The following is a 24,300-nucleotide window of genomic DNA, read 5'->3' on the forward strand; positions in this document are numbered from 1 at the left end:
CCTACATAAAAATACAGTAAATTTTTGAAAAAATTGCTGTTTATTTCTAGACTTTATGTGTTTTATTGAAACAATATAACTGCAAGAACCAACATCAACAAAATAATGTAGCCTCTTTCATGTATCGTATTAGAAAATTTAGTTCCCCAATTTTTCGTAATTCTCATTCCTATAAAACTTCCAACAATCAAACAAATCAAGGCAGGAAGATAAAAATAGCCAATGAATTGCGCTCCTAAAAAAATTGGGTGCAGAATAGATCCAAATACATATGTTAGACACCCCGCAATTGCAACAGGTATTGAAAGAGGGTTGGCTAATGCAACGGCGGATAGCATTTTTAAACCACAACGGCGAAATAAAGGTACCGTCATCACACTTCCTCCGACACCCAACGCAGCAGCAATACTTCCAATCAAAAAACCACCCAGCGTTTTTTCTGTACTGGTTAATGTACGTGTTTGCTCTTCAACTATATGATGTACTGAAAACATCTGTCGCTTGAGGCAATCCACAATCGTGACAAGCAGATAGATGACAAAAATCCATTTCAATAGAGAAGCACTTATAAAAAAAGAGAGTGTTGTTCCGACGATCGCACCCAAAGCAATCCAATAAGCGAGTGGGAAAATATACTGAAATTGGATTCGGTTATTTTTATATTGTTGATAACTTGCCAATGCTGAATTTAAAACCATCAATAACAATGACGTTGCAATTGCACTTTTGAATGCCATCGCATAAGCAGCAGAATCTACTGTGTGGGTGAGACGGATCGTACTATATACAATGGGAATGATGACAAAACCACCCGCAAAACCAAATAGTATTGTAAGCATGCCACTCACAATTCCTACCACACATAAAGCAATATAAATTTCCATACACAATCACAATTTAACGAATCGTGACCAGTTTAGGATGAGATAGCACACTAAAATTTGTTATATTCCGCTTTTAATTACGCCAATCAGACAAGAATATGAAACAGATTTCTATTCATAGTGTTGAACATTTAGAACAAAAAATTCTTGCAATTGAAACACAGTACGCAGCTCATACCGTCTTAGAGATGCATACACATCAACGCATACAACTTCTTTATGGTGCGCAAGGTGTCATCCATGTTGAAACACCCCAAGGAAATTGGATTATTCCTCCTGAACGTGCTGTTTGGATTCCTGCCCACACTCCGCATCAGTTAACTTTATTTAATGTCAAAACCTGTAGTTTGTATATTCAACCTGAATATTCACCAAGACCCTCTCAACAATGTGAAGTTTTATCGATCACCCCTTTACTACGACAGCTTTTGCTAAAAGCACCTGAATTAAACGATCCTCACTCACTGTATGCTACGCAAATTTTTGATTTAATTTTATCGGAGTTAAAAATTGCATCCAGCATTGCGCTACATCTGCCTTTACCACAAACACCACTGATTTTAGAGATCTGTCAAAAATTTTTAAAAAATCCCAATATCCATTTATCCCCAGAGCACATCGCAACATCTATTTTTATGAGTGAACGACACTTTAGCCGCCTCTTCAAAAATGAAGTCGGCATGTCATTTTCAAAATGGCGACAACATGCCTGTGTGCTTCTTAGTTTAGAAAAAATAATGCAAGGACAGTCGATCCAACATATTGCTTATCATTTTGGCTTTCAAAATCCTGCAGCCTTTAGCACCATGTTTCATCGCGTACTCGGACAAAGCCCTTCCCAATACGCTAAATCGCTTCATTAATCTGATCAGTACACATACATTCTACGGCTTAATCATGTGCTATTTGATCCAATCAAACCTCTATTTCTGCTTGCATATATAATTTTGCATAACCTGAAATTTCGATACGATTTTCATCTAAAATTTTGCAATATAACTGACCGCCACGCTTTGAGGCTTGATACGCAATCAATTGATTTTTCCCTAATTTCTCCGCCCATAAAGGTGCTAAACCTGTATGCATCGAACCTGTCACAGGATCTTCATTGATCCCTTTATGTGGTGCGAAATAACGCGCAACATAATCATATTGCTCAGAAGTCGCAGTAATGGTGACATCTGGCTGATCTGTATATGCGGTAATGGCAGTACTCACTTGATAACTTGCTGCTAACTTTTGTATAGTAACTAAATCTGGCACAGCATCGATTACAGCTTGCGCTGATTCCAATACTAAAATAAATGCCTGTGCATTTTGATAAACTGCTTTAAAAGGTTGGTCAATCACATAATTAAGTAATTCTGGATAATCTGTCAGTGGCTGCGCTGCACGAATTGGAAAATTCATTTTGATTTTGCCATCTTCCGCTTGTTCAATGATAAAAATTCCTAAATTTTTAACATGCAAATGGACAGTTTTTGCAATCGTAAACTCTTTAAAAAGTACAAATGCAGATGCTAAAGTCGCATGTCCACAAAAATCGACTTCTAAAGTAGGTGTAAACCATCGAATTTCATAATGAGTGTCATCGATTCTTTTAACAAAAGCTGTCTCTGCTAGATTATTTTCCTGAGCAATGTTTTGCATCCAGGCATCATCGAGCCATTCATCTAAAACCAATACAGCTGCTGGATTTCCTTTAAATAAGCTTTGTGTAAAAGCGTCTACTTGGTACATTTTCATCGCATATCTCCATTTTTTATTATTTTAAGCAATGCTGAAAATGATGACAGATATAATTTTATTTTTAAAATAGATACAGTTCACATCTTTTTATATTTTTAATTTCCTTTTCATGTAAAAACAAAGTTGTTTCAACCCAAAATATTTATTAAATAAATGATGATTATGGCTTGCCAAGCATGCATAAGATATTTAGTGTAAGTTCAAATCTTAACCAAAAGATAAAAATAGCATGGATGATAATACTTATATTAGTAAAATTAAACTGAGCCTTTTCTTGTGCTTAAGTACATGTCTAGGAATCGGCTTATTACGCTTTTCTTATACCGCACTGCTACCCTCCACTCGTGAGAGTTATGAGTGGTCAGCAAATTTTGCTAGTATTTTAGGCAGTGCTAATTTGCTCGGTTATTTGATCGGGGCTTTTGTAGCGATGAAATTACCGCAAAACCAAAGCATGGCAAAGTATTTGCTGTATGCAGCTTTTGTAGGAACGCTTAGCTTATTAAGTTGTGCATTTTCCGACTTTCCAAACCTTTGGTATGTAGTTTGGCGCACCATCTCAGGGATTAGTGGTGGCTTGCTCATGATTCTTGCACCAAGTGTGGTTGTACAATGCTGTGCTGCACAAGATCGCTTAAATATTAATTTTATTGGCTTTAGTGGGATTGGGATTGGTGTTTTATTGGCAACGTTATTCATGCCATTTTTAGACCGAATTGCGACCCAAACAGCATGGCTGATTTTGTTTGCATTCGCATTTTTAATTAGTTTGATTCTTTTGTATTTACTCAATATTTTCAAAAGCCATTTAAGTAATATTCAAGCTCCGACTCAACAAGCAAACAGCATCGACGCTATGTATTTTTGTTTGTTGATTGTCTATTCTTGTAGTGCATTTGCTTATGTACCTCATTCGTTATTCTGGATTGATTACTTAAAAAACACCTTGCATTTAAATCTATATCATATCAATTTTAATTGGATTTTATATGGTACAGGTAGTGCATTGGGTGCAGTAACCGCCTATCTCTGTGCAAGAAAATTTGGGCATTTTATGGCATTAAAAATCTTATATAGTGCTTATGTGATTGCGATTATTATTGCTGTTTTAAATATTCATCCTATTTTTACGTATGCATCCTCATTTTTTACAGGTCTGCTCAATCCTGCTGTTGTGTTTTTAACCTCTTATACCATCATGCATTTATATGGAATTGCGTATAAAAAATTATGGAGTATCGCTACCTTATGTTTTGCGTTGACACAACTGATCGGTGGTTTGTGTTTTAGCGCTTTACAACATTTTGGGGTGTCTTATCATCAACAGTTTATTTTAGCTTCAGCAGTTTTATTATTGGGAACAGTGCAGTTTTTTGTTTATAGCATGCGAATAAGCACACACAAATATCAACAGAATTAAGTATTAAGCTGGCAATAAAACCCATAAATAGATTATGGGTTTTATTGCATTGGAATGTGTTCAGTCGCCCATGTGCACTATGATAGCTTCACCAAACTCAGAACAACGTAATAATTTGGCATTTTCCATTAAACGCTCAAAGTCATAAGTCACGGTTTTCGCTGCTATCGCACCTGAAATACCTTTAATAATCAAATCAGCTGCTTCGATCCATCCCATATCTCGCAACATCATTTCCGCAGATAAAATGATCGAGCCAGGATTGACTTTGTCTTGACCTGCATATTTAGGTGCTGTGCCATGCGTTGCCTCATATACTGCAATTGCGCCACCAATATTCGCACCAGGTGCAATTCCAATACCACCAACTTCTGCAGCTAAAGCATCGGAAACATAGTCACCATTTAAGTTTAAAGTCGCAATCACAGAATAATCTGCAGGACGCATTAAAATTTGCTGTAAGAAAGCATCCGCAATCACATCTTTAATAATAATGTCTTTGCCCGTTTTTGGATTTTTAATTTTCACCCAAGGACCACCATCAAGTAACTCACCGCCAAAACGATCAAGCGCAAGTTCGTAGCCCCATTCTTTAAACGCACCTTCGGTATATTTCATGATATTACCTTTATGTACTAAGGTTACACTTGGCTTATCATTATCAATCGCAAATTGGATAGCTTTACGCACTAAACGCTCAGTTCCTTCTTTTGAAACAGGTTTGATCCCGATACCACAATTGTCTTCAAAACGAATTTTGGTAACGCCCATTTCTTCTTTTAAAAATTTAATGACTTTTTTCGCTTCAGGAGAATCAGCTTTCCACTCGATACCAGCATAAATATCTTCAGAATTTTCACGGAAAATCACCATATCTGTGAGTTCTGGATGTTTTACAGGAGAAGGAACTCCTTTAAACCAGCGTACAGGACGCACACAAACATATAAATCTAATTCTTGACGCAGAGCAACATTCAATGAACGGATTCCACCACCCACAGGCGTGGTTAAAGGACCTTTAATGGAAACAACATATTCACGTAATGCTTCAAATGTTTCTTCTGGCATATAAGTGCCATAAATTTTGTTTGCTTTTTCACCGCAATAGACTTCCATCCATTCTATACAGCGTTTGCCACCATAAGCTTTTTGTACTGCGGCATTGACCACAGCTTGCATGGTCGGAGTAATATCCACCCCGATTCCATCACCTTCAATGAAAGGGATAATCGGATGATTTGGGACATTTAAGGATAAATCTGCGTTAACTGTAATTTTACTTCCATCTACAGGTACTACGATTTTTTGATAACCCATGATTCAGGTTCTCCCTTTTTATAATTGGCGATTTTTAAAAATAATTGCCGAGAAACGATACTTTCTACCTTTCTTCACGCATAATAGATTAATTGAATTCCAGTGTTTTTTGAGATTTATATGAGGAATAACAACATTTCTCTATTAAATAAAACACATTGTTTTTAGAATTTATCTGAATCAAAGAAGCATTTTTATGAAAATCGTCATCTTGAACAAACCCTACGGTGTTCTCTCCCAATTCCGTAAAGACGAAGCACATATGACGATGTCAGACTTCGTAGATGATCCTAGTTTACGTTTGGCTGGTCGTTTGGACATGGACTCTGAAGGTTTGGTCTTTCTGACTGATCACGGCGGTCTAAACCAATATATCACCAACCCTGCCAATAAAAAGTTTAAAACTTACTTGGTTCAGGTCGATGGTGATGTCACTGAAGAAGCTTTAGAGCAACTACGTAAAGGTGTCGAACTCAAAGATGGCATGACTTTAGCTGCTAAAGCTGAAAAGGTTGAGCAACCTGCTTGGTTGTGGGAACGTGATCCGCCTGTCCGTTTCCGTGCCAATATTCCTACATCTTGGATTGAAATTTCAATCTGTGAAGGGCGTAATCGTCAAGTGCGTCGTATGACTTCAGCCGTTGGTTTTCCAACTTTACGTTTAATTCGCACCAAAATTGGTGCAATTGATTTGGTACAAATGCAGTTAAAATCTGGTGAAACCAAAGAAATCGAACCATTACTGTATCCAGACTTCCAAAATATTCCTGCTGAAGAACCGTATCGTTCTCGATCTTATGTAAAAAAACCAGGTGGTACAGGTGGTAAGCCAATGGTACGTAAAAACAAAGATGGTTCTGTTAAAAAATCAGGTACTAAACGTATTTGGCAAATGGAAGAGCATGAAAAACCAAAACGTAGAACCAATGGAACCACTCGCCCGAATACCAAAACTCCACGTGGTCGTGGACGGAGTGGACGTTAAGTTTTAGCCGTTAGATAGAGCTCACAAATGTGGGCTTTTTTATTACATAAATGCTTATTTTTAATTTATTTCTATTTGTAATTTTAATGCTTTTTATTTTGAAAAAATAAACCCAAAACGCCTTATTTTGTCTTTCAAAAGTTAGCAACGGATTCATCTGCTTAACTTTTTAAATTTCAACTTGATTACGTGGTTAACTTTTCCTCACAAAATACCTAACAATCTTGGTTGAAACACCCCCTCCAAATTGACTAAAACTAAAACAATAAACAGTACATTGTTTTTTATACATATTCATGAAATAGAACTTTTACCGATTTCACTCTATTTCTGTTGTTGTCTTAAGCCACCGATTAAAACCAATTACATGCAAGAGGAGTAAGACATTCATGCTATGGCTCAGCCTTGTTATCGCAATTCTTTTACAAATTATAAGTTTATGGACAGTTTTCTTTTTTGCCTTTCCGCGTACGCTAGGCGCCGTGACTGTCATTTTCATGGGTATCGCAACTGCATTTTTAAACCCGTGGTCACTGCTACTTGGTGTGCCACTCATACTGATCAGTTTGATTGTGCTGATCTCACCCTTACGAATGGCTTTAATTTCAAAACCTGCCTATAAAATATTGGCAAATGCTATGCCAAGTATGAGTACCACTGAACGTGAAGCACTAGATGCAGGCACCAGTTGGTGGGAAAAAGAGTTATTTATGGGGGCACCCGATTGGAAAAAATTGAATGATTACCCCTATCCAACATTATCGACGGAAGAACAATCTTTTTTAGACAATGAAGTAGAACAATTGTGCGCAATGTTAGATGAATGGGAAATTCATCAACAACAAGATTTATCTGCTGAAGCATGGCACTTTATCCAAGACAACGGTTTCTTTGGTTTAATCATTCCAAAATCTTATGGTGGACGTGAATTTACCCCTTTTGCACAAAGTCGCATCATGAGCAAGATTGCCTCCAAATCTTTAACTGCGGCAGTGACCTGTATGGTGCCAAATTCACTTGGACCAGGTGAATTATTATTAAATTATGGAACAGATGAACAAAAAGACCGTTACCTACCTGGTTTAGCCGCAGGTACTGAAATTCCATGTTTTGGTTTAACCAGTCCTGAAGCAGGTTCAGATGCAGGTGCAATTCCAGATACTGGTATCGTCTGTTACGGAGAGTTTGAAGGTCAGCAAGTGCTTGGCTTGAAAATGAACTTTTCTAAACGCTGGATTACCTTAGCACCTGTTGCCACTGTAATTGGTTTGGCATTTAAACTTTATGATCCTGAAGGATTATTGGGCGATGAAAATAAAATAGAATATGGCATTACTTGCGCCTTAATTCCAGCATCCCATGAAGGTGTACGTGTTGGTCCTCGTCACCACCCTGGCGGCTCACCATTTATGAATGGTACCGTGGAAGGAAAAGATGTATTTATTCCAATCAACTGGATCATTGGTGGACCTAAAAACGCAGGTAAAGGCTGGCGTATGCTGATGGAATGTTTAGGTGTAGGACGTGGCATTTCACTGCCTGCCCTGTCTACAGCAGCTGGTGAAATGAGCTATTTGTCTGTTGGTGCTTTTGCTAAAGTTCGCCAACAATTCAAACTGTCTGTGGGTAAATTCGAAGGTGTGCAAGAAGTCATGAGTGACATGGCGAGTGACACCTATATGCTTGAGGCATTTCGTTATTTGGTCACCTGTGGCTTAAATCAGGGCGGTAAACCTGCCGTCATGACCGCAATGGCAAAATACTATGCCACAGAAACCATGCGTAAAGTTGTCAATCATGGCATGGATGTGGTGGGTGGTCGTGCCATCCAACAAGGACCTCGTAATTTCCTTGCGAATATGTATCAAGCAATTCCTATTTCGATCACGGTGGAGGGGGCAAATATTCTCAGTCGTTCACTGATGATTTTTGGTCAAGGTTCAATGCGTTGCCATCCTTATCTATTTGAAGAATTACAATTGTTGCAAGCAGAAGATAAAAGTACTGCCTTAAAAACTTTTAACGAAATGTTGTATCAACATTTAGGCTATACTTTTAATCGTGCTGCACGTTCATTTACCTATGGTTATATTGGTGCATCAAATGCAGCCCCTGATTCTGCCGATGAATTTACTCGTCCTTATTATAAAATTTTAAATCGTTTCAGTGCCAATTTTGCCCTCACCGCAGACATGTGTTTAGGCCTGTTAGCAGGTGATATTAAACGTAAAGAAATGCTATCAGGACGTTTAGCAGATATTCATGCACAAATGTTTATTAGCACCGCCATTTTAAAATTTTATGAGCAAAGCAATCGTTCTGAACAAGAGCAGCTGCATGCAAAACTGGCATTAAATAAAGCCTTACTTGCAGCGCAAGAAGCATTTTTGGGCTTATTTGATAATTTTCCAAAAGCTTTCCCAGCAAAATTAGTGAAATGGATGTGCTTTCCTTTTGGTCGTCCAATTCAAGCTGTAAGCGATCAGCTTAAACAAACCGTAGCAGCACAAATGCTTGAGGAAAATCCTTTCCGAGATGTACTGAAACAGCATGTACATTATTCACTTGATCCAAACAGTGCATTCGGACGTATGGAAATCACTTTCCAAATGTTATTGGACATTGAACAACTTTGGGATAAATTCAAAAAAGCGGAATCTAAAGGACAATTTACGGGTTTAAGTTTTGAGGAACACATTCAAAATGCACTTGAAACAGGATTTATCAATGCTGAACAAGCGGAAAAATTAACAACTTATAACGCGATGCGTTATGACAGTATGCTCACCGACATTTTTGATGAATCTTTACAACAGGTTTTACCCTTAGAAAATCCGCACATTGCCCCAGCGATCACCGCACAACAAAGTGAAGTTGATGAACATATTGTGTTGACTTAATAAAGTTTTATACGTCATTAAAAGTGACTCTGCGGGGTCACTTTTTTATTGCATACTTAGACGTTTCGACTATGGCATTCTTAATAAAAAAGGTTAGGCTAATACATATATTTTTAAATTTTAGGATGCAATCATGTCACAACAAGACTATGAAAATGGTTTAAAAGTTCGTACCGAAGTGATGGGCGAAAGTTTTGTAAAGCGCGCACAAGACAATACCGTACCATTCACCCAACCCTTACAAGACTGGATCAATGAACATGCTTGGGGCTCAACTTGGCAACGTGAAGGTGTTTTACCGCGTAAGTATCGTTCTCTCATTACCATTGCTTTTTTAACTGCTCAAAAAAGCCCGACTGAGCTCAAAGGTCATGTTCGTGGCGCATTAAACAATGGCGCAACGGTTGAGGAAATCCAAGAAGTTTTACTACACAGCTTGCCATATTGCGGCGCACCAGCCACTCAAGAAGCATTTCGTGCTGCACTCGAAGTCATTAATGAATATCAAAAAACAGAATAAAACATCTTATAAGGCTGATACTGCTTCAGCCTTCGTGCTCTAAATTATATTATATGTTAGTCAAATCTGCCGATAGAAAAAATAAATTAAATTTACTTTTAAGATCTTACGACACCAATATAGCCAATAAAATATCGTTAGCATACTTTTTTGAAACACTTTGCTGAATATAAGTCAAAAAAGAAATCAACAACTTATGCCTTATTTCTCATCACTCAAATCTAAAGTTTTTTCGAAAGATATCACTTCATCCTCTAATCTTAACTTTGCAACCCCATGCGTATTGGTCAACTGCTCTTGAGCTTGAATACGCTTAATCATACTTTCTAATACATTAATTAATTCAATATATTCAAAATTTTGAACTTCCTGCATATCCAAAACTAAATGAAAACCTTTGTACTCGTAGTCAAACCATTGCTCATTTTCATTCTGAATATTTGAATATTTTTCCATAACTTGCCAAGTTTTCACAGCATCTTGAATACCTTTTAACTCCATCGGCTCTTTAGGTGCACATAAATAACAACTTTTTACTAATTTATAAGTATCATCTGAAATTAAAATCTCATCAATTTCAGCAGCACTTTGTAAACGTGCTGCTAAATTTGCATCACGCCCAACAATGGTGTAAGTCATACGATGCACTGCACCATAGTTGCCTACGTGGCAATACCCCGTACTAATTCCCATACGAATATGTAGCGGTGCATAGCCCATTTTTTCCCATCGTGCTCGCAAAAATTTCATTTGCTGACGCATTGCCAGTGCCATATCTAAACAGTTTTTTGCATCTTGTTCTACGCCCTGTGATTCAGGATCGCCAAAGAAGATTAAAATAGCATCCCCCATAAACTTATCAATGGTTGCACCATATTGCTTGGCAATTTCTGTCATATGACTCAAATAATCATTTAATACAAAAGCCAAATCATCGGGAATTAAAGTTTCAGAAAGCTCTGTAAAACCTTGAATATCTGAAAAAAATACTGTTATTTTTTTACGTTTATATTCTAACTTTGCCTCAGTTTCACCACGCATGATAGATTGCCATAATTGTAATGGCGCATAGCGACTCAGTTGATTAGAAAGCTGAATATATCGATTCATTTCATTAAAATAATTTTGACGCTGTAAATCGACTCGCTTCATTCTTCTTTTTTGATAATAATTTGAAATATTAATAAAAATAATCAATCCCATAAAACTTAGCACAGTCAGTTCTATAGAAGTTTGCTGAAAATAATCATCAAAACCAAAGATAAAAATAATATTAAAATAAAAAACAAAAATACTGATTAAAAGCGCTAACGAACCAATCATCATCGAAATTTTATGATTTACTGCCAAATAAATCGCAACAAATAATAAAATAAAGGTAATGACAAGGCTGAGATGGACAGCAGCTAAAGCGGTTGCAATGACCACAATATCAATCAGGAAATAGACACTTTTGCGAACCACAGAACCATATTGATATTCTAGCCAACGTGACAAGCGAGGACTAATGAGAAAAATAAAAAGAATAAAGATCGGCACATAAAGCTGATTATGTGCATTGGGAGAAGTGAAGTAATAAATCAGCAACATCACCGCAATCATGATATATCCCATCAAACGCTGAAATATTTCAAATTGCTTAGGTTGCTTATCAAACATACGTTCTAATGGCAAATGATGACCTCGAATGTCATTTATTATTCACTTATCCATATGCAAGTCTTTAGTCCATGCGCCAGTCAAATGGCATATCCCCTTGACCACGAAGCGCAAGCATCAAAGTTTGACGCATATGTGCTAAAACTTCATTTGAATAAGGCACTGCGGGTAAACCAAATACTGGTTTTGGCCACGCTGTATCATTTTGATAACGCACCACATGATGAAAATGTAATTGTGGCACCATATTTCCTAAAGCAGCGACATTCATTTTATCTGCACGGAATACACGAGAAAGTTGGCTTGAGAGCCAGCTTGATTCACGTAAAAACTGTTCTTGATCGGCTTGGCTGAGTTCATAGAGCTCAGTAATCCCTGGCACACGAGGGATGAGAATGAGCCAAGGAAATTGCATATCATTCATTAAACGACATGTAGAAAGCGGAAAATCGCCGACAAAAAACGTATCTTGAGCAAGTTGGGGATGCAAACTAAACATATCTTTATAAATGACATAAAAGTAAAAACGATATCTAATACTAACACATCAGTTTTAGCGTGAATATTGCTAGGCTTGTGTTTTGGTACAAATAAATACAGTTTGTTTGGATCTGGATGACAAATCTATTGACTAAAAAGTGATAAACATATTAGGTACACACATTGGCTGATATATTGCCGTCTATTTTTGCAATCGTTACACCACAAAAGTGTAACGATTGGCGTTTGAACTATTTTAAGTCAGCGAGAAGCTTATTCAGTAAGTCTAAAATAAACTGAATACGTTTGTCATTTTCCTCAAGCATCACCATCACTTTGAGTTTTTGCCCCCCTTCCATACGATAGTAAGTAGGTTGCTTTTGCATGAGTTGGATAATGGTTATGGCTTGCACTGGTGTGTCTGGTGAGAACTCAATAGAACCACCATTTGCACCAATATCAATTTTAGTAATGCCTAACTGTTCGGCTTGAATACGAATCTGATGCACACTAAACAATTGTTTGACTGCAATCGGCGGTACACCAAAGCGATCAATCAGCTCCATACGAATATTATCGAGCTTTTCTTGGGTATCGGTATTGCTGATCCGCTTATAGAACATCAAACGTTGATGTACATCTCCCAAATAATCATCTGGAATCAATGCTGGCATATGCAAAGTAATTTCCGAAGTTAAAGACAATGGTGCATCGAAGTTCGGGGTCTTGCCTTGTTGAATAGCTTTGGTGGCTTTTTCCAACATTTCCATATACAAGCTATAACCAATCGCATTCATTGAACCACTTTGCTGTTCACCGAGTAATTCACCTGCACCACGAATTTCCAAGTCTTCAGTTGCCAACATAAAGCCTGCACCCAGAGTCGATGCACGTGAAATCGCATCAAGACGTTTTTCTGCATCACCTTTTAAACCTTTGATCGACGGTACCATCAAATAAGCATAGGCTTGGTGATGTGAACGCCCCACCCGTCCACGAAGTTGATGTAGTTGTGCAAGCCCTAGTTTATCAGCACGTTCAATGATAATCGTATTGGCATTCGGCACATCAATGCCTGTTTCAATAATGGTTGAACAGACAAGAACATTATATTCTTTGTGATAAAACTGCTGCATGACTTGTTCAAGTTCACGTTCACGCATTTGCCCATGTGCTACCGCAACACGTGCCTCAGGTACAAGATTGCGAATATTTTCAGCGGCACGTTCAATGGTTTCAACTTCATTATGTAGGATATACACCTGACCACCACGTAACAATTCACGCAGAATCGCCTCTTTCATGGTTTCGTTAGTTTGTTCATTGACAAAGGTTTTGACAGCTAAACGGCGTGCAGGTGGCGTGGCAATAATGGATAGATCACGCATGCCTGAAAATGCCATATTCAATGTTCGTGGAATCGGAGTCGCTGTCAGCGTCAACATATCCACATCCGCACGCATGGCTTTAATACGTTCTTTGTCACGCACACCAAAACGATGTTCTTCATCAACAATCATCAAACCTAAGTTTTTAAATTGCACATTTTCTTGCAAAATCTTATGCGTGCCGATGACAATGTCTACTTTACCTTCCGCTAAATCTTCAATGGTTTTGGTATGAGTTTTGCTCGTTCCGAAACGTGATAAAACCTCAATACGAATTGGCCAATCGGCAAAACGATCTTTAAATGATTCATAATGTTGTTGTGCTAAAAGTGTAGTCGGTACAAGCACTGCAACTTGCTTATCATTTTGTACTGCAACAAATGCTGCCCGCATCGCCACTTCTGTTTTACCGAAACCCACATCACCACAGACCAAACGATCCATCGGTTTAGCAAGTTGCATATCATGCAAAGTCGCCTCAATCGCATTGGCTTGATCAAGCGTTTCTTCATAAGCAAAACCACTTGAAAATTGCATATAAGCACTTTGTTCAAGCTCAAAACTAATACCAGGCTTAGACTGACGACGTGCCTGTATATGCAATAATTCGGCTGCAACATCATGGATTTGCTCAAGTGCTTTGCGTTTGGCTTTATTCCAAGCATCGGTACCGAGCTTATGTAAAGGCGCAAGATCAGGATCACCACCACTAAAACGACTAATCAAATGTAAATGCGTCACAGGCACATAAACTTTTGCTTCATCTGCATAATTGAGCTGTAAAAACTCATAATCTTGCTCGTCAATGTTTAAGGTAACCAAACCTGCATAACGCCCCACACCATGATCAATATGCACCACAGGCGCACCGATATTCAGTTCCGTTAAACTTTTAATTAAAAATTCTTCAGAAACTTCTTGTTGACGTTTACGACGACGCTGTACCACACGATGTTCATACAATTGATTTTCAGAAATAACCGACAAACTATCTGTGACTACCAAACCACGATCTAAAGGCGCATGGGTAATCGCAACTGAAAAATTTGAGCTTTGAAATTCGCTAAAGTTTTCTACAACTGGAATTTCACCCAAACTTGGACGCAAGGCATCTTTTAAGGTTTCACGACGACCCGCACTTTCAGCCACCAGTAATACAGGATGATTGGCTTCATCAATATAAGTTTTAACAGCACTGAAGGGGCGCTCTTGTTTTGGATCGACAGGCAAACGAGGCGGTAATTCTGCTGATAAGTTAAGTGCACCCGCTTTTAACTCAATCTTTTCAGTGGAAGCAATAATTCTTGGGAAATGATTTAAATATTCAAACAACTGATTTGGTTGGATAAACAGTTCTTCAGGCGGCAATAAAGGCTGATCCACATTGTGACGACGATCTTCATAGCGACGCATCACATCTTTCCAAAAATGAGTTAAACCTTCATCCAAATGTGTATCTGTAATGACAATGCAATGCTCAGGTAAGTACGCTGTCAGACTACTTTGACCTTGCATCGCCTCTTTACTAAAAAATAATGGGAAATAAAAGTCTAATCCTGCTGAAGCAATCCCATCAAGTACATCAGCATAAATCGGGTTTTTCTTTGGATTTGCCGTTGGAAAACTCTCTGCATAACGATCACGGAATGTCGAACGTGCTTCTTTCAGTGGAAATTCTTTAGCAGGCAATACTGTAAAGTTGTCTAGTTTGGTGGTAGTTCTTTGCGTTTCAGGATCGAAAAATTTTAAACTATCAATTTCATCATCAAATAAATCTATGCGAATCGGAGCATTTTGCCCAGAGGCATAAATATCCATAATACTGCCACGTACCGCAAACTCACCATGATCATAAACAGTATCGACCAAGTGATAACCTGCTTGAATCAAACGCATTTTTTGTTGTTCTAAGTCAAATTTTTGTCCAACTTTAATATCAAAATGCTCACCTAGAACCCATGATGTAGGTGCAACACGTTGTGCCAAAGTTGTCGCTGAAACAAGTAATATGCCTTTAGTTGGCATATTTGAAAGGATTGAAAGCCGTTCTGAAATGATATCTTGATGGGGGGATAAACGATCATAAGGTAAGATTTCCCAGTCAGGAAAAATGGTCGGTTTTATGCCATAAAACTCAAGTTCACTTTCAAGCTGCCCCACATGCTGATTATTTCGAGCCACCAATACAAATAGCTGCTCAGATTGCTCTGAAATTTCTTTGAATAATAGTGCAGCCGAAGAACCGAGCATGGAGCCGATCCAACGTTTTTCACCTGCTTTGAGTTGTTTTAAATGAAGATCAGAAATTTCTTGTTTAAACATAATCGCTTTAGGTCTAAAAGACATGAGCGATAGTTTAACATGATGACTTTATTCAGTTGAGTGATTTTGTTTATCTTGTTGTGGTGCTTTAAAATGACTAAATATCACTTTTTTGCTTCAGAATAAAATCACTATATTTACATCAGTTGTTATGCTCATATTTTGTTTTACTTAATGCTTTCTATTTCTCTCTTTTAAATTCTTTATAATACGCATTTAATTTTCGTATAATCTCTTTTAATTGTTTCAAATTTTCCTCATTATTTCCAAGCCTTTGAACATAACGCCCTGAAGCAATTTCCAAATCAATTTTTTCATTGATCAAGATTGCTTTATAAAATAATGCCTCTAAGTCATCAAAATGATTTAATTTACGATTAGAAAAATATTCAAGACGCTCAGATAAATCATTCACCATGATTCCATCGACAATAAAACCTTTTTCAGCATCGATTTGAATATTATTTTCCTGTAAAAATGCTTGCTCTGCTGTATTTTTATTCGCTTTAAATAGCTCGGCAATTTTTGCAAACATCTTGAAATTCATCCTGATTAAAATCTCATTTTAGCAAATCATTCAACATTAAGCGAAAAAGGACGCCACCACATCCCTTAGCGACTAGTTAGAAAGTTACTCATCTCCCAAATCATCAAGGAAATCAACCGTAGGGACAAAGAATAAAGTCCCTGTTTGTGCTGTACTAAAATCAAGCAGGCGATCTAAATTTCCAGCAGCATCACCTTGGAACATATGTTCAAGCATCTGACGAGTCACACTAAATTTTCGTGCGTAACCAATAAAGAATGTTCCATATTCATTTTTAGAAGGATTTGAAAATGGCATATTGGCACGCATGATTTTTAACTCATTGCCCTGTTCATCATGTGCCTTACTCACTACATTATGTGCGGTAAGTGGTTTTACCTCATCACTGAGCTCTACATCATTAAACTTTTTACGTCCTATGACTTTTTCTTGTTCTTCATCACTTAAAGCACGCCATTTTTGCATGTCATGGGTATATTTTTGAATAAAGGCATAACTTCCACCTCTAAACTGAGCATCTTCATCCCCGACTAAAGCGTATTCTGCGGCAATTTCAGGCTCAGGATTTTCTGTACCATCCACAAAACCGATGATGGCACGCCCATCAAAATAGCGAAAGCCATGCACTTCATCGATTGAATAAGTCGCCTGTTGCAGTTGTTGTTGAATAATACTGCCTAACTCAAAGCACAAAGCCTGACGATCAGCCCGTATATGGAAAAATAAATCCCCTTCAGTTGAAACTGCCGTATATTTTGGACCTTTAATTTCTTTAAATGTTTCTAATTCTTTAGGTTTTACTTGATGTGGAAATAAACGATCCCATGCATTTGAGCTAAAACCTAAAATTGCGTTGAACTGTGCTTCTGGATAACGCCCCGTTAAACTACGTGTTAAAGCCGAAAAATTTGCTGCAAAATCGAGCACTGTACTGATCGCATCTTCACTTGGATTTAAACCTAAAACGATGAATAGCGCATTTTCACCAGGACGACTCATAACCGGTTGAATTCGAGTGTTCGCCATCATATTTCCTAAATTCGTTATATTTATTTTAATTTAACATAATTTCTATGTTCTAAAATGAAGAAAAATATTTCATCTTTCAACACTTGTTTTAGCATTGGCTTTTCAAGTCCACGATAAACCCAAATTTTAAAGCAATTATTTTCTTGCTCAAACATTAACGCTAGTCATTTAATACCAATCAATAAAAGTTTTATAATATATTTCGGAATGTTTTTTTCTGCTTCCAATCATACATTGAGACGCGGAAACGTCATCCGCAATTGTCTGAGGCAGGACTACCAATGATGAATAATGTTTTTGCAATACATCAATCAATTTGCGGTATTTGTCGAGTCTTGCGGATGACAATGGTTTTGCCTACTTTTGCCAAAACAAAAGTAGGTCGAGCCGAAGGCTAGTTCCAAAATATAAACTTTAGATGTAAGACTCCGTCGAAAACAAACCACTTATATTATGTTACTTTCCAAGAGTGGTATAATATTTTGCCTAAACTCATCCCCGATCTCAATAAAAAAGCACCTTTACGGATGTTTTCAGGCTTAAAATTTAAGCACCATATTTTTTTTGTAAATAATCAACAATTGCTTCAGACTCAAATAATTGAGCACCTGTATTTGGATCAACCAAGTATGGCACTTGAATGTCTTTTTTATGACGCCCCATAACATCCACAACTTTTGAACGTTTACCCTCTTTTAAGGGTACATATTTACCAGGTTTCAAACGCAAAAATGAAGGACCCTGATCTTGCCAACGCTCTTTTGCCACATTATGAAAAACAAAAGGCAGTTCTAGCTCAGTTAAAACGCCACGCACCACACGGGTATATGGACTCGCCTCAAAACCCCATAACTCTAAAAGTTGTTTAGGCGCTTCACGATTGACAATTTTTTTATCAACCCAAACACCGCGTGCACCATTTATCAATGTCCCTGCAAATGCCACAATAGGCAATTTGGGATAACGAGCATATCTTTTCGGTGTTTTGCCATTTTTACCATAATTTTTAAATAAGTGATTAATAATATCTTGAGATTCATACAGCTTTTCACCTGTATTTTCATCAATTAAAAACGGAAACTGGGCTTTTCCACCTTGCTCTTTGGCAATTGCACGGTACTTTGTGCCACCTTTTGGACATGGATAAACCTCATAGTCCAAATTCAATAATGTCATCACTTCCCGAACACGACGACAAAATGGTGACCCCTCAAATTCATATAACTTTAACGCTTTTTCAGGCTGATTAGGAAATGGCGTACCGTTTGCGCCACGCCCACCCTCTGTAATTGCTGAAATCAATGCTTGAGCAACTTTTATCTGATGATGCACCATTTTGTTATCCTTAGGGTTTTAAGCACCCTTATTTTAAAGATCAACTAATTTTTCTTTGGCAACCACAATTCCATTGTTATCTGCATAGATAAAATCGCCAGAATTGAAAGTTACGCTACCAAAATACAAAGGAACATCGACTTCGCCTATGCCCTTACGGTTACTTTTTTGTGGAATTGAAGCCAATGCATGTATGCCAAGGTCAAGTTCAGCAATTGCATCCACATCACGTACACAACCGTAAATAACAACACCATTCCAGTGATTTTTGACAGCAGATTCAGCAATCATATCGCCCATCAAGGCACACCGCATAGAAGCCCCACCATCGACCACCAAAACTTTACCTGTGCCATCCGTCGCTAATAATTCTTTAACACGAGAGTTATCCTCAAAGCATTTTACGGTCACGATTTGACCGCCAAAACTTTTGCGTGCACCATAACTTTTAAAGAAACGACCATCTAAAGAAGGAATTAAAGTTTGAATGTCTTTTTCAGGATGATCATCCAGTAAATCGCAAGTTACAAAAGCGGGTGAAGTCAATTTAATTCTCCTTTATTTGGAATTTTGTATGCGTAAATTATCATAAATTTCAAATTTATCCGTCTGAGTTTGTGCAATCTCGACCATAGTATGAGCCACTTGTTCGGCTGTCACTGGCTTATATTTAAATGTATTTGGAATGAAATGCGACAATTTTTGAAAAACTTTTTGTCCCAGATCTTCAAATGTTCGTTGCTCATTTCGCTCACCTAACAACAAAGAAGGTCGAATAATAGAAATGCGTGCCAAACCTAAACTTTGTAAGTAATTTTCCAACTCACCCTTTACTCGATTATAAAAAATCTTAGAATTTGCATTTGCCCCCATTGCACTCACTAAAATCAAGTGAGTATCCGTAGTTTCGAACAAATCAGCAAAATGTGCATTTATCTCAAAATCAATGGCATAAAATTTTTCTTTAGATCCTGCTTTTTTCTGAGTTGACCCTAGACAACTAAAGGCGTGGCTAAAGCCATGAACATCCTGATCATTCAGTAAAAGAAAATCATCTAATACCAATTGTTCCACTTTAGAGCGTTGTTTAAGCTCAATATCTTCCTGTCGAACAACTGCTGTAATTTTTTCACATTGCGCTAATTGGTCTAGTTGTTTGACTAAAGCTTTACCCACCAAACCTGTTGCACCAATCACGACTGCATTTTTAATCGTTTGTGTCATTTTTAAACAATCTCCTTGATTTATAAATAATCTAACGCTTTGTTGAATTTTTTTCTGCATCTAATTGGTGTCAAAGCATGTCAAGACTTGACTTTAATGTGCGCTTTAATCAAAATATGGCACTTGTTTACGGGCTGGTGAAAATTCTCTGATGTAGGTTTTCAGATGTAATTTCAGCCCGCCCAGACCAATCTATTTTCAAGGAGTGCACGAGTGGCAAACTCTGCTCAAGCTAGAAAACGTGCTAAACAAAACGTTAAAGCACGTAAACACAACGCAAGCTTACGTTCTATGGTTCGTACTTATCTTAAACGTACAGTAGCTGCTATCGCTGCTGGTGACTATGCTGCTGCTTCTGAAGCGTATAAAACAGCTGTACCAGTCATCGACCGTATGGCTGATAAAGGCATCATCCATAAAAACAAAGCTGCTCGTCATAAGAGCCGTTTAAATGCACAAGTTAAAGCATTAGCGAACTAATTTGTTGCGTGAAAAGAGCCCTTTTAGGGCTTTTTTTGTGAATAGAAATTATCAGCTTAAAATAATAATCAATAATATTGTTGCACTTAACTACAATCTTAACTCAGTTTTCATCCCTTTAAAGTTTACTCTCGCAACTTCAGCAAATATTTTTAGCAAATATTTTTCCATTTTTTAATATCTTTAGCTCATCCACACAAGTTATTAGAATATTAGCTATTGAGATGGTGTAAAATCTAAATTACTAAAATCCTTACTTTTAGAAAAATACAAACTTAATAAGTGTTTCTTACCCATAATCTCAAAACCCAAATAATACAAAGCTTTTAATCTCGGATTGTTTTATATATATTATAATTTTGTGTAGTAACGCTAAAATGAGTAGCATACTTTTTCACTATAATTAACATTATTTTATAATTTCATTATAATATTATTCAGCTTAACATCTTAAATTCATTAAAAATATAATTTAAAGCTTTATATAGCCAGTATGCTTAATTATCAAAATATTTTGATTTTTTATTTATAAAGTTAGTGGTTAAAAAATAAAACAAATGGCATACTGCAATATGTCATAATTCATTTGTTTTATATAAAAAATCAAATCTAGATTTTTTACTCCCATCCTCTAAGATTACACTTTCATTAAACATATTCAAAGGTCTTACCCAAATAGAATAATCACCATATAAACATTGATAAACAACCAGTTTTTCCTGAGTTTCACTATGCGTGGCAACATACAGAACCTGATACAAATTTCCTTTGTAATGACGGTATATACCTTGTTGCATATTCTTACACTGTATGATCAAAATATAAGTATAAAAGCCAACATCTATTTATACAAATCTTAAATAAAAAATCCGCTATAAATAGCGGATTCTTTTTGTGATTTTGAATTAAGAAAAATCTAATTCTTTTTCAAAACCTTTTAACTCATGGCGAGCCATAGCTAAGTTTGATTTACTACGATCTAATACCAAATAAAGGAATAGATTCTCATTAGATTCTAAAGGACGGATCAAGTGATATTGTTTACCTAAAGTAATCAAGATATCTTCGATTTGGTCATCTAATTTCAATGCTTTCGCAACCTTACGTTTAGCACGAACTACTTCTGTATTACCAGCAGCAGCTAATTCTAAATCAAGACCTGTACCAGCCGTAGCAAGTGATAAACCACTTTCACTATCTACTAATGCAGCACAAACGAAACCATCAATATCCGTTAAAGGTTCTAAAGTAATACGTGCCATAGGATTCCCCATTGTTTTTGTTTAACGTGTCTTTTGCTTTAATTGTATTTGAAATACAACTAAAACCATCTGCCCTCGACTTTAAATCGAGTTCTCTTAAAAATTAATATTGAGTTGTTAATTCTATTCACTACAATATCAAATTTTTATTTCTACATAATTTTATACTAATATAACAATATATAATCGGATGTATATAGTTCATTGAAAATAATTTAAACTTATATGCCTTTTTATATTACACATTAATATAACTTAATATTTAGTTAATTGATCAACTGTCACTTTAGTTTCATATAACATCTGTCCAATTAAAATATCTTTAGATGTCAAAGCAACCAATACCATTGGATATTTTGGATGAGGCACCGAAGTTAATAAAGCTTTACCATTTTCAGCATCAAGCGTGATCGTTTGGCAACCAACCAAATTAATTTCAGAAATAAACGCCGTCACCATTGCAAGAATAGAGCTACTCACAGCAGCAATTTTACCTGAATTATTGACTTGCTTTTTATTTGCGAGTGTTACCTCAAAGCCATCAGAAGAACATAACATCACAAAATCAATGCCAGAAACACTGTTCAGCAACTCTCTAATCTTTTGTTCCCCAAATTTTACAAATTCATCTGGAATTTTTCTTGATAGATTTACATCTAACATAATCCACCTTATTCACTGATTAAATTAATTTACTTTTCATGATTTTATACCTCATAAAAAATTAATTAATTTTTATATCGCCCCAATCTATGCGAAATATATCACATAAAATTTAATATTTAATACATTTTTGGCAAAATATTTTGTTATTTTGAAAATATTCTAGATTTTGTATAATTAATTTTAACAGTTAAATTAATTTACTTTTCATATTTTCTAAATAAAATAATGAATACTGTTCCATGCATTATTTTATATTTCCCGATATGCTTATATAAAAATAAAATGATGATTTAATAAAATCGAAAAAAATGATCACAACCATAAAAACAAACTGTTTTACCTATGATTTAATTTGAATTATTATAAGCTCAATGAATAAATTTACTCCCTTGGAGATGTTAGCAATGTTAGATACCAATACTTCTGCACAACTTAAAACTTTACTTGAACGTCTTGAAAGCCCAATTGATATCGTGGCTTCTTTAAATGACTCTGATAAATCAGACAAAATTAAAGAGTTAGTCACTGAAATCGCTGCACTTTCAGACCAAGTCACTGCACGTTTTGACGGTCAAAATGAGCGTAAACCTAGCTTCGGTATTGCTAAAACTGGCGAACAACCACGTGTATTCTTCGCTGGCTTACCGATGGGACATGAGTTTACCTCCTTGATCTTGGCGTTATTACAAGTGTCTGGTTACGCGCCTAAAGTATCTGATGAAATTTTGGCACAAATCAAAAGCCTAGACCTGAAAGCAAACTTTGATGTATTTGTGTCTTTAAGCTGCCATAACTGTCCTGATGTCGTGCAAGCATTGAACTTGATTGCCATTAACAACCCAGGTACTACTACAACCATGATCGATGGTGCATTCTTCCAAGATGAAGTTGAAGAACGCAAAATCATGGCTGTACCGATGGTGTTCCAAGATGGTGAACATATTGGTCAAGGTCGTATGACCTTGGAAGAAATCATAGCAAAACTGGACACAGGAGCTGCTGCTAAAGATGCCGAAAAGTTAAACGCTAAAGAAGCATTTGATGTTTTAGTCATCGGTGGTGGACCTGCAGGTGCAACTGCTGCAGTGTATGCTGCACGTAAAGGCATTCGTACAGGTATTGTCGCTGAACGCTTTGGTGGTCAGGTGATGGACACCATGGACATTGAAAACTTTATTTCCGTGCAAAAAACCCAAGGTCCAAAATTTGCAGCAGATATGGAAGCACATGTACGTGAGTACGGTGTGGACATCATGAACCTACAAAAAGTGAAAAATATTGTGGGTGCAGATCAAACTGCCAAGGGCTTAGTTGAAATTGAACTTGAAAATGGCGCCAAACTGGCATCGAAAACTGTCATCTTGTCTACAGGTGCACGTTGGAGAGAAATGAATGTGCCGGGTGAGAAAGACTATAAAACACGTGGTGTTGCATACTGTCCACACTGTGATGGTCCATTATTCAAAGGAAAACGTGTTGCAGTGATTGGTGGCGGTAACTCAGGTGTAGAAGCTGCAATTGACCTTGCTGGTCTCGTAGAGCATGTGACTGTGGTTGAATTTGATACCAAACTTCGTGCGGATCAAGTACTTCAAGACAAATTGCATAGTTTGAAAAATACCACAGTAATCATGAATGCGCTTTCTACTGAAGTCATTGGTGATGGTTCACAAGTGACCGCATTAAAATATAAAGATCGTGCAACGGATGAAGAACATATCGTTGAACTTGCAGGGATCTTTGTACAAATTGGGTTATTGCCAAATACTGATTTCTTAAAAGATACAGCTGTTGAGCTTTCAAACCGTAATGAAATTGTAGTCAATGAGCGTAACGAAACCAATGTCAAAGGCGTGTTTGCTGCGGGTGACTGTACGACGGTACCATACAAACAAATCATCATTGCATCAGGTGAAGGGGCGAAAGCAGCATTATCTGCATTTGATTATATGATTCGTTCTGGACAGTAAGCTTTTAAACACAAAATTGATCTGAATTTATATAGCCTTTTATTTTTAGAAATGAAAGGCTTTAATTTTTTTGTAGCATTAACAATTTTTAATATTTTTTTCTCATTATTTTGTTTATATTCAGAATATCCATTGCTATGGATAAAAAAATAATAGGTTAAGA

22 protein-coding genes are annotated in these 24,300 nt (G+C 36.8%); 7 read left to right on the forward strand and 15 right to left on the reverse strand.

Translation table 11 applies throughout. The features are described from left to right. Positions 1–62: 62 nt before the first annotated feature. Complete coding sequence (locus DJ533_RS12310; RefSeq protein WP_065992656.1) at positions 63–884, reverse strand: sulfite exporter TauE/SafE family protein; 822 nt, start codon at positions 882–884, stop codon at positions 63–65. 98 nt (positions 885–982) lie between these two features. Between DJ533_RS12310 and DJ533_RS12315 the strand changes: the two genes are divergently transcribed. Next, positions 983–1,747, forward strand: a complete 765-nt coding sequence (locus tag DJ533_RS12315; protein WP_065992655.1) for an AraC family transcriptional regulator — start codon at positions 983–985, stop codon at positions 1,745–1,747. A 52-nt stretch (positions 1,748–1,799) separates the two neighbouring features. Here the strand turns inward: DJ533_RS12315 and DJ533_RS12320 are convergent, their stop codons facing one another. Beyond that, positions 1,800–2,630, reverse strand: coding sequence for a PhzF family phenazine biosynthesis protein (locus DJ533_RS12320; protein ID WP_065992654.1), 831 nt, complete (start codon positions 2,628–2,630; stop codon positions 1,800–1,802). A gap of 232 nt (positions 2,631–2,862) precedes the next feature. On the opposite strand from DJ533_RS12320, the gene DJ533_RS12325 reads away from it, so the two are divergent. Next, positions 2,863–4,053 carry a YbfB/YjiJ family MFS transporter gene (locus DJ533_RS12325; protein WP_065992653.1) on the forward strand — a complete coding sequence of 397 codons (1,191 nt, stop codon included), beginning with the start codon at positions 2,863–2,865 and terminating at the stop codon, positions 4,051–4,053. A 60-nt stretch (positions 4,054–4,113) separates the two neighbouring features. Here the strand turns inward: DJ533_RS12325 and icd are convergent, their stop codons facing one another. Beyond that, positions 4,114–5,370 carry an NADP-dependent isocitrate dehydrogenase gene (gene icd, locus DJ533_RS12330; protein ID WP_065992651.1) on the reverse strand — a complete coding sequence of 419 codons (1,257 nt, stop codon included), beginning with the start codon at positions 5,368–5,370 and terminating at the stop codon, positions 4,114–4,116. 196 nt (positions 5,371–5,566) lie between these two features. Here icd and DJ533_RS12335 point away from each other — a divergent pair, with 196 nt between their 5' ends. The 3 genes from DJ533_RS12335 (at position 5,567) to DJ533_RS12345 (ending at position 9,775) form a co-directional block, all read left to right on the forward strand. Beyond that, complete coding sequence (locus tag DJ533_RS12335; protein ID WP_065992649.1) at positions 5,567–6,355, forward strand: rRNA large subunit pseudouridine synthase E; 789 nt, start codon at positions 5,567–5,569, stop codon at positions 6,353–6,355. A 389-nt stretch (positions 6,356–6,744) separates the two neighbouring features. After that, entirely contained in the window at positions 6,745–9,255 is a 2,511-nt protein-coding gene (locus DJ533_RS12340) for an acyl-CoA dehydrogenase (protein WP_065992647.1), read from the forward strand. A gap of 133 nt (positions 9,256–9,388) precedes the next feature. Next, positions 9,389–9,775: a carboxymuconolactone decarboxylase family protein gene (locus DJ533_RS12345; RefSeq protein ID WP_004863731.1), complete on the forward strand. Its 387-nt coding sequence runs from the start codon at positions 9,389–9,391 to the stop codon at positions 9,773–9,775. A 201-nt stretch (positions 9,776–9,976) separates the two neighbouring features. On the opposite strand, the gene DJ533_RS12350 is transcribed toward DJ533_RS12345, so the two are convergent. From DJ533_RS12350 to DJ533_RS12390, 9 genes are all read right to left on the reverse strand, one after another. Continuing rightward, positions 9,977–11,449, reverse strand: coding sequence for an adenylate/guanylate cyclase domain-containing protein (locus DJ533_RS12350; protein WP_065992642.1), 1,473 nt, complete (start codon positions 11,447–11,449; stop codon positions 9,977–9,979). Between the two features lie 49 nt (positions 11,450–11,498). Beyond that, on the reverse strand, positions 11,499–11,933 hold the full coding sequence (locus tag DJ533_RS12355) for an HIT domain-containing protein (RefSeq protein ID WP_065992640.1): 435 nt from the start codon (positions 11,931–11,933) through the stop codon (positions 11,499–11,501). A 232-nt stretch (positions 11,934–12,165) separates the two neighbouring features. Next, positions 12,166–15,624, reverse strand: a complete 3,459-nt coding sequence (gene mfd, locus DJ533_RS12360) for a transcription-repair coupling factor (RefSeq protein ID WP_065992638.1) — start codon at positions 15,622–15,624, stop codon at positions 12,166–12,168. Positions 15,625–15,805: 181 nt separating this feature from the next. Then, complete coding sequence (locus DJ533_RS12365) at positions 15,806–16,159, reverse strand: hypothetical protein (protein WP_065992636.1); 354 nt, start codon at positions 16,157–16,159, stop codon at positions 15,806–15,808. A 96-nt stretch (positions 16,160–16,255) separates the two neighbouring features. After that, a complete protein-coding gene (locus DJ533_RS12370; RefSeq protein ID WP_065992635.1) occupies positions 16,256–17,197 on the reverse strand; it encodes a Dyp-type peroxidase in 942 nt (313 codons plus the stop codon). A gap of 23 nt (positions 17,198–17,220) precedes the next feature. Beyond that, complete coding sequence (locus tag DJ533_RS19060) at positions 17,221–17,355, reverse strand: hypothetical protein (RefSeq protein WP_267285733.1); 135 nt, start codon at positions 17,353–17,355, stop codon at positions 17,221–17,223. 391 nt (positions 17,356–17,746) lie between these two features. Beyond that, positions 17,747–18,535 carry a glutathione S-transferase N-terminal domain-containing protein gene (locus tag DJ533_RS12380; RefSeq protein ID WP_065992634.1) on the reverse strand — a complete coding sequence of 263 codons (789 nt, stop codon included), beginning with the start codon at positions 18,533–18,535 and terminating at the stop codon, positions 17,747–17,749. Positions 18,536–18,568: 33 nt separating this feature from the next. Continuing rightward, entirely contained in the window at positions 18,569–19,081 is a 513-nt protein-coding gene (gene rraA, locus DJ533_RS12385) for a ribonuclease E activity regulator RraA (RefSeq protein ID WP_065992633.1), read from the reverse strand. A 12-nt stretch (positions 19,082–19,093) separates the two neighbouring features. Further along, positions 19,094–19,759 (reverse strand): NAD(P)H-binding protein, encoded by a 666-nt coding sequence (locus DJ533_RS12390; RefSeq protein WP_065992631.1) that lies wholly within the window; start codon positions 19,757–19,759, stop codon positions 19,094–19,096. 213 nt (positions 19,760–19,972) lie between these two features. Here DJ533_RS12390 and rpsT point away from each other — a divergent pair, with 213 nt between their 5' ends. Next, complete coding sequence (gene rpsT / locus DJ533_RS12395; RefSeq protein ID WP_065992630.1) at positions 19,973–20,239, forward strand: 30S ribosomal protein S20; 267 nt, start codon at positions 19,973–19,975, stop codon at positions 20,237–20,239. Between the two features lie 575 nt (positions 20,240–20,814). On the opposite strand, the gene DJ533_RS12400 is transcribed toward rpsT, so the two are convergent. The 3 genes from DJ533_RS12400 to DJ533_RS12410 form a co-directional block, all read right to left on the reverse strand. Beyond that, the gene (locus DJ533_RS12400; protein WP_065992629.1) at positions 20,815–21,036 is read right to left on the reverse strand and encodes a DUF1653 domain-containing protein; all 222 of its coding nucleotides are present in this window, start codon (positions 21,034–21,036) and stop codon (positions 20,815–20,817) included. Between the two features lie 108 nt (positions 21,037–21,144). Then, the gene (locus DJ533_RS12405; RefSeq protein ID WP_065992628.1) at positions 21,145–21,501 is read right to left on the reverse strand and encodes a roadblock/LC7 domain-containing protein; all 357 of its coding nucleotides are present in this window, start codon (positions 21,499–21,501) and stop codon (positions 21,145–21,147) included. A gap of 255 nt (positions 21,502–21,756) precedes the next feature. After that, positions 21,757–22,164 carry a roadblock/LC7 domain-containing protein gene (locus tag DJ533_RS12410; protein WP_065992626.1) on the reverse strand — a complete coding sequence of 136 codons (408 nt, stop codon included), beginning with the start codon at positions 22,162–22,164 and terminating at the stop codon, positions 21,757–21,759. 407 nt (positions 22,165–22,571) lie between these two features. Between DJ533_RS12410 and ahpF the strand changes: the two genes are divergently transcribed. Beyond that, on the forward strand, positions 22,572–24,137 hold the full coding sequence (gene ahpF / locus DJ533_RS12415; protein ID WP_065992625.1) for an alkyl hydroperoxide reductase subunit F: 1,566 nt from the start codon (positions 22,572–22,574) through the stop codon (positions 24,135–24,137). Positions 24,138–24,300 lie beyond the last annotated feature (163 nt).

The organism is Acinetobacter defluvii (assembly GCF_001704615.3).
Classification (GTDB): domain Bacteria; phylum Pseudomonadota; class Gammaproteobacteria; order Pseudomonadales; family Moraxellaceae; genus Acinetobacter; species Acinetobacter defluvii.